The organism is Bacillus sp. JJ783 (assembly GCF_036963225.1).
Lineage (GTDB): Bacteria > Bacillota > Bacilli > Bacillales > Bacillaceae_G > Bacillus_A > Bacillus_A cereus_U.
Genome location: NZ_JBALMG010000086.1, coordinates 102059 through 108537, shown reverse-complemented (window position 1 = coordinate 108537; position 6479 = coordinate 102059). Strand labels below are relative to the sequence as shown.

Genomic DNA, 6479 nt, shown 5'->3' with positions numbered 1-6479 from the left:
GATATAGGATGGAAATACACAATACCGATTATTTAGAAAAACTGTTATATAAGTCAGACGACATACAAGTGATACAAATAGCGAAAAAAGATTTTTATTCAGAACTTTTAAAATTCAAAAAAAGTAAGCGTTTTATAAAATACAAGCTATAATGAGGGCAGATTATAATTTATTGTAGGCTACATGCGTTTTAGCCATTTGTCGTAACAAGTGAAGTTGACTAAACCGAGAGAGAGCAACATGGAGATTATAAAAGGATATTACTATTATTTGTACTAAGTCTTTTTTCGCTCTTTAGCTTTGAAGCACCAAAAGGTATGGAAGCAATGGGAGTTTCACTTGTTTATGCTATGCTTGTAAGGGGTTCTGTGTTAAACTTTGGATTGCTACCAGACTTTATTGTGGATTATCTTATATCATTTTTAAATGAAGGTAATGCTAAGTTTCGTATTTATTATTATAACTGGTATTATTTCAAGATACATTGGTTCATTGTTATTCAAAAACTATCCAATTCGTACAGCGGAACAAATTCGTGGTACGACTGGAAAAGCAACTGTTTCGGCAGCTTAATAGAATAGTAGAAAATAATTTTTTCATAGAGGTTTAGGGGGAGTTATGATGAAGTATCGCTCAGTGTTTGATATTATTGGTCCGGTTATGATTGGTCCATCAAGTTCACATACAGCAGGCGCGGCAAGAATGGGGCAAGTTGCTCGTCAGCTGTTTCGTCATGAGCCAGAGAGAGTTAGCATTTCATTATATGGTTCATTTGCAAAAACATACCGTGGTCACGGTACGGATGTAGCACTAATCGGTGGAATACTAGGATTTGAAACAGATGATTTACGTATTCCGAGTGCGTTAGATATTGCAAAAGAACGCGGGATTGAAGTGGAATTCATTGAAGAAGATGCAAATGCTCCGCATCCAAATACAGCGAAAATTCGTCTGTATAAAGGTGAAGAGGAAATTGAAGTTGTTGCTTGCTCAATTGGTGGCGGTAAAATTGAAGTTGTAGAATTAAACGGATTCGATCTTCAATTAACAGGCACGAGTCCAGCACTACTTATTGTAAATAACGATCGCTTTGGTGCTATCGCAGCTGTAGCTTCAATCCTTGCTAAGCATGAGATTAACATTAGTACAATGAGTGTCTCTCGTAAAGAAAAAGGAAGAAGAGCGCTTATGGTCATTGAAACAGATGAATTATTAGCAGATGAAGTAATCGCGGAAATAAATGGGCAACAAAATATTTGTCAAGTAACTATTATGGATTAATTGCAGGGGGGACACACCATGTTTCGGAACGCAGCGGAACTAGTGGCGCAAGCTAAAGAGCAAAATGTAAAAATCGCAGAAATTATGATTCAATGTGAAATGGAAACAAGAAGTATCTCACGTGAAGAAGTAATTGCTGGAATGGAAAAGAACTTAGTTGTAATGGAACAAGCAGTAGAACGCGGTATTCGTGGTGTAAAATCACCGACTGGTTTAACTGGCGGGGATGCTGTGAAAGTCCAAGCGTATATGCAGAGTGGAAAAGGCTTATCTGGAGATACGATTTTGGACGCAGTGAGTAAAGCTGTCGCAACAAATGAAGTAAACGCGGCGATGGGAATCATTTGTGCAACACCAACAGCAGGATCTGCTGGAACAGTGCCAGGTGTACTTTTTGCACTGCAAGAAAAATTACAGCCGACACGCGAAGAAATGATTGAATTTTTATTTACAGCAGGAGCTTTCGGTATGGTTGTTGCGAATAATGCTTGTATTTCCGGCGCGGCAGGAGGTTGCCAAGCTGAAGTAGGTTCAGCAAGTGGAATGGCAGCAGCAGCAGCGGTTGAGATGGCTGGTGGAACACAAGATCAAGCAGCTACAGCGATGGCGATTTCATTAAAGAATATGCTTGGTTTAGTATGTGATCCTGTTGCAGGGCTTGTAGAAGTACCTTGTGTAAAACGTAATGCAGCAGGAGCTGCGAATGCCATGATTTCAGCTGATTTATCATTAGCTGGTGTAACTAGTACAATTCCATGTGATGAAGTCATTGAGGCGATGTTTAGAATTGGACAAACGATGCCAGTAGCACTTCGTGAAACAGCAGAAGGTGGACTTGCAGCAACACCAACAGGTCGTCGTCTGCAAGAAGAGATTTTTGGTAAGAGTAATAACTAAAAGCATATCATATGATTAAAGTAAAAAACGGAGCTCAAATAAAGTTGAGCTCCGTTTTTTATTTTTCTTTTGCTATTTTTTCTAATGTTTTTCCAAGATCGTGTGATCGTTTCGTTGCTTGTTTAATACAGGAAATTAATGCTTGTTGAAAATCATGCTCCTGTAACACTTCAATACCTGCTTCAGTTGTTCCCCCAGGAGAAGTAATTTCTTTTCGTAAAATAGAAGGGTGTTTTTCGCTTGCTTTTAGCATTTCAGCAGCACCAATCATCGTCTGAAGAATAAGTGATTTTGCAACAGCTTCTTTTAAACCAATTTTTTTTGCTGCCTCTTCCATTGCCTCTACCACGTAATAAATATAAGCTGGTCCACTTCCGGATAATGCAGTGACAGCATGCATATCTTCTTCTTCTACAACAGAGACGAGACCAATCGTTTCAAATAACGATGTTGCAATGTGAATATGTTCCTCCGTTGTGTGTTCTGAAGGTGAGATAGCAGTAGCGGATTTTAAAATGGCCGCAGATGTATTTGGCATTGCACGAATAATCGGAACGTCTTTTTGAAGTAGGTTTCTAATTGAATGAGTAGAAACACCTGCTAATAACGAAATAATAAGCAAGTCATTATTTATGTATTCTTTAAGAGGAATAATCGCTTCTGCGACATCTTTTGGCTTCATCGCTAGAAAAAGAATATTTGCATCAGCAAGTAATTCCTTTTTATTATGTGTGCCTTTGACACCGTATTTTTTATGTAACTCCTGTAATCTTGTCTCGTTAGAACGATTACTTACAGTTACATTTTCTCCCTTAACAACATTTGCGTTTAATAAACCACCAATAATTGCTTCGGCAATAGAGCCTGCACCGAGAAAGGAAATGTTTTGCATAGACATGATGTGCCTCCTTTGAATTTGGTTAGAAATGCTTATAAATGTACATACATTCGTTTTTTTATGGAAAACACCTCTTTTTATCTGAAAATAATGACAAATTTATAGGGAAGTTGTAAACTGAAGAGGTATTCATTTTGAACCGGAAAAAGACAGGGGGGGCTAAGCATGACGGCGATTCATCGAATGGAGATTCCTGTTCCATTTGCAGTTGAGACAGTGAATGTGTTTTTAGTTGAGGGAGAAACATTAACGTTAATTGATACAGGGACAAATACAGAAGAAGCAAAGAAGGCACTAGAAAGTCAATTAGGTGCATTAGGGTATAAGATAGAAGATATTGAAACGGTAGTGATTACGCATCACCATGCGGATCATTGCGGACTTTTAAATACATTTTCTGAAAAAGTAAAGATTATCGGACATCCTTGGAATGAACCGTGGATTACACAGAATGCTGAATTTTTAAAGAGGTATCATGAATTTTTTAAAGAGACAGCCTTGCAGTTCGGCGTTCCAGCAGCATTTCTGAATGGTGAGGCGTTATTGACGACGAAGACACTTAAATATTCTTGTAATAGGTCGTTAACACATACCGTGAGAGAGGGAGATCGTATAGATTCGTTACCTGGATTTACAGTGATTGAAACCCCGGGGCATGCTTCCACTCATATTTCATTATATAGAGAATCTGATGGAATATTAATTGGTGGGGATGCTCTCATTAGTCATATTTCTTCAAATCCAATATTAGAACCACCATATGAAGGGCAAACAGAAAGAGCGCGTCCTTTATTGCAGTACAATCAAACGTTAAAACGTTTAAGTGAAATGAATATTTCACGTATTTTATCAGGGCATGGGGAAGATGTTCTGAATATGAAACAACTTATTGAAACAAGATTACAAAAGCAAGAGACACGTGCGTTTAAAGTGCTTGAACTATTAAAGGAAAAGCCAATGACAGCATTTGAAGTATGTGTAAAACTATTTCCGGTATTATATAAAGAGCAATTGCCACTTACTATCTCAGAAACTGTTGGACAATTAGACTTTTTAGCATATAATCAACAAGTGATGATTGATGAATCTTCACAACAATTGATTTATTATGCAAAGTAGGTGACAGCAATGACGGGACGTTTACAAGAAAAAGTAATCGTCATTACAGGTGCTTCTAGTGGAATTGGAGAGCAAGTTGCAATGCAGGTTGCAGAGCAAGGGGCGACGCCGGTATTAATGGCTCGAACAGAAGAGAAGCTACAAGCATTAGCAGACAAAATTAAAGAAACTTATAATACGCCTTGCTATTACTATGTATTAGATGTAAGTGAAGAAACGAAAGTACAATCTGTTTTTTCAAAGGTATTACAAGAAGTAGGACGTATTGATATATTGGTAAATAATGCTGGGTTTGGTATTTTTAAAACGTTTGAAGATGCGTCAATGGATGAAGTAAAGGATATGTTTCAAGTAAATGTATTTGGATTAGTAGCTTGTACGAAAGCGGTATTACCTTATATGGTAAAAAGGAACGAAGGACAAATTATTAATATTGCTTCATTGGCTGGAAAAATTGCAACTCCGAAGTCGAGTGCTTATGCAGCAACAAAACACGCTGTATTAGGATTTACGAATAGTTTGCGTATGGAGTTATCTAACACAAATGTGTATGTAACAGCAATTAACCCGGGACCGATAGATACGAACTTTTTTGAAATAGCCGATCAATCAGGTACATATGTGAAAAATATGGGACGTTACATGTTAAAACCAACATATGTAGCAGAACAAATCGTAAAGGCGATGCAAACGAAAAAACGTGAAGTAAACTTGCCGAAGTGGATGGGAATGGGGCCAAAGCTCTACGTATTATTCCCAGGTTTATTTGAACGTGTTGCAGGCAAATCATTAAGTAAAAAATAGGAGATTTCCATATGGAAATCTCCTGTTTTTTTATTTTCCAGTCACATAATCGTAAACGATATCCTCAACAGCCTCGTATACATCAATTTCAGCATTTGAAAGAATTATCATTTGAATATGTTTAATTAGCATTTCCTGATCCTCTTTTGAAACAGGATTACATTGATATTGCCGAAAACTTTTTATAATCATTTTCTCAATTAATTTTTTATTCATGTTTTTCCCCGCCTGTATGTATACATGTATTGTTTTATTGTACTTGAAGTGAAATGGAAATACTACTATACATTGTTTTTGCATAAAAATTCGATTGTGTATATTATTTTTCCAGTAAAATTAAGATTTTTAAGTTTTAAAAATTTTATAAATATTTAATTGACTCTATAAATATACAATATTATAATCATACTTAACTTAAAGAATCGATATGAGGAGGAGCTTATGAAAGTCGCAATTATTGGAGCAACTGGATATGGAGGAATTGAGTTAATTCGGTTATTAGAGCAACATCCGTATTTTTCGATAGCATCTCTCCATTCTTTTTCGCAAGTTGGCGAGTGTATAACAAATGTATACCCGCATTTTCGAAATGTTCTCGTACATACATTACAAGAAATTGATGTAAAGGCAATGGAGAAGGAAGCGAAAATCGTATTTTTAGCGACCCCGGCAGGAGTATCGGCAGAGTTAACTCCAAAATTATTAGCAGTAGGTTTAAAGGTAATTGACCTATCTGGAGACTATCGTATGATCGATCCTTCGTCATATGAACTGTGGTATAAAAGGCCAGCTGCACAAGAAGAAATTCTTAAGAAAGCAGTTTATGGGTTAAGCGAATGGAAAAGGTCCGAGATTCAAAATGCAGATTTAATTGCAAACCCAGGATGTTTTGCGACAGCTGCATTATTAGCGATAGCGCCGTTAGTACGTAGCGGAATGATTGAAGAAGATTCGATTATCATTGATGCAAAGTCAGGTGTATCTGGAGCAGGCAAAACTCCAACAACAATGACTCATTTTCCAGAGCTATATGATAACCTTCACATTTATAAAGTAAATCAGCATCAGCACGTTCCTGAGATTGAGCAAATGCTTGTAGAGTGGAATGATAAAGCGAAGCCAATCACATTTAATACACATTTAATACCGATATCAAGAGGGATTATGGTTACACTCTATGCGAAAGTAAAACAAGAAATCAAAATGCAGCAACTTCAAACGTTGTATGAAGAAACGTATCACAATTCAGCTTTTGTTCGAATTCGTTCTCAAGGAGAATTTCCGAGTCCGAAAGAAGTAAGAGGCTCAAATTATTGTGATATTGGGATGGCTTACGATGAAAGAACAGAAAGAATTACAGTAGTTTCTGTGATAGACAATATGATGAAAGGCGCAGCAGGGCAAGCAGTTCAAAATGCAAATTTATTAGCGGGACTAGAAGAGACAACGGGTTTACAGCATATGCCGCTTTATCCATAAG

General features: G+C 37.0%; 8 protein-coding genes. 6 read left to right on the top strand and 2 right to left on the bottom strand.

Annotated features, from left to right (window positions below):
• The first annotated feature begins 435 nt into the window (after window positions 1-435).
• The 3 genes from V7038_RS18675 to sdaAA are packed head-to-tail and all read left to right on the top strand — an operon-like array spanning window position 436 to window position 2178.
• Window positions 436-573, top strand: coding sequence for a hypothetical protein (locus tag V7038_RS18675; RefSeq protein WP_234813997.1), 138 nt, complete (start codon window positions 436-438; stop codon window positions 571-573).
• 48 nt (window positions 574-621) lie between these two features.
• Complete coding sequence (gene sdaAB / locus V7038_RS18670; RefSeq protein WP_002088527.1) at window positions 622-1281, top strand: L-serine ammonia-lyase, iron-sulfur-dependent subunit beta; 660 nt, start codon at window positions 622-624, stop codon at window positions 1279-1281.
• Between the two features lie 18 nt (window positions 1282-1299).
• Entirely contained in the window at window positions 1300-2178 is an 879-nt protein-coding gene (sdaAA, locus tag V7038_RS18665) for an L-serine ammonia-lyase, iron-sulfur-dependent, subunit alpha (RefSeq protein ID WP_002111700.1), read from the top strand.
• 58 nt (window positions 2179-2236) lie between these two features.
• Here the strand turns inward: sdaAA and proI are convergent, their stop codons facing one another.
• The gene (proI, locus tag V7038_RS18660; RefSeq protein WP_002111698.1) at window positions 2237-3076 is read right to left on the bottom strand and encodes a pyrroline-5-carboxylate reductase ProI; all 840 of its coding nucleotides are present in this window, start codon (window positions 3074-3076) and stop codon (window positions 2237-2239) included.
• Window positions 3077-3241: 165 nt separating this feature from the next.
• On the opposite strand from proI, the gene V7038_RS18655 reads away from it, so the two are divergent.
• Window positions 3242-4195 (top strand): MBL fold metallo-hydrolase, encoded by a 954-nt coding sequence (locus tag V7038_RS18655; protein ID WP_002111697.1) that lies wholly within the window; start codon window positions 3242-3244, stop codon window positions 4193-4195.
• Between the two features lie 9 nt (window positions 4196-4204).
• Window positions 4205-4999: an SDR family oxidoreductase gene (locus V7038_RS18650; RefSeq protein WP_002111696.1), complete on the top strand. Its 795-nt coding sequence runs from the start codon at window positions 4205-4207 to the stop codon at window positions 4997-4999.
• 30 nt (window positions 5000-5029) lie between these two features.
• Here the strand turns inward: V7038_RS18650 and V7038_RS18645 are convergent, their stop codons facing one another.
• On the bottom strand, window positions 5030-5215 hold the full coding sequence (locus V7038_RS18645) for a YqzH family protein (RefSeq protein ID WP_002111695.1): 186 nt from the start codon (window positions 5213-5215) through the stop codon (window positions 5030-5032).
• Between the two features lie 225 nt (window positions 5216-5440).
• On the opposite strand from V7038_RS18645, the gene argC reads away from it, so the two are divergent.
• Window positions 5441-6478: an N-acetyl-gamma-glutamyl-phosphate reductase gene (argC, locus tag V7038_RS18640; protein WP_002111692.1), complete on the top strand. Its 1038-nt coding sequence runs from the start codon at window positions 5441-5443 to the stop codon at window positions 6476-6478.
• Window position 6479 lies beyond the last annotated feature (1 nt).

Bases quoted from the DNA above. Each gene is read 5' to 3' on its own strand.
- V7038_RS18675 (WP_234813997.1), top strand. From the start codon at position 436: ATGCTAAGTTTCGTATTTATTATTATAACTGGTATTATTTCAAGATAC.
- sdaAB (WP_002088527.1), top strand. From the start codon at position 622: ATGAAGTATCGCTCAGTGTTTGATATTATTGGTCCGGTTATGATTGGT.
- sdaAA (WP_002111700.1), top strand. From the start codon at position 1,300: ATGTTTCGGAACGCAGCGGAACTAGTGGCGCAAGCTAAAGAGCAAAAT.
- proI (WP_002111698.1), bottom strand. From the start codon at position 3,076: ATGTCTATGCAAAACATTTCCTTTCTCGGTGCAGGCTCTATTGCCGAA.
- V7038_RS18655 (WP_002111697.1), top strand. From the start codon at position 3,242: ATGACGGCGATTCATCGAATGGAGATTCCTGTTCCATTTGCAGTTGAG.
- V7038_RS18650 (WP_002111696.1), top strand. From the start codon at position 4,205: ATGACGGGACGTTTACAAGAAAAAGTAATCGTCATTACAGGTGCTTCT.
- V7038_RS18645 (WP_002111695.1), bottom strand. From the start codon at position 5,215: ATGAATAAAAAATTAATTGAGAAAATGATTATAAAAAGTTTTCGGCAA.
- argC (WP_002111692.1), top strand. From the start codon at position 5,441: ATGAAAGTCGCAATTATTGGAGCAACTGGATATGGAGGAATTGAGTTA.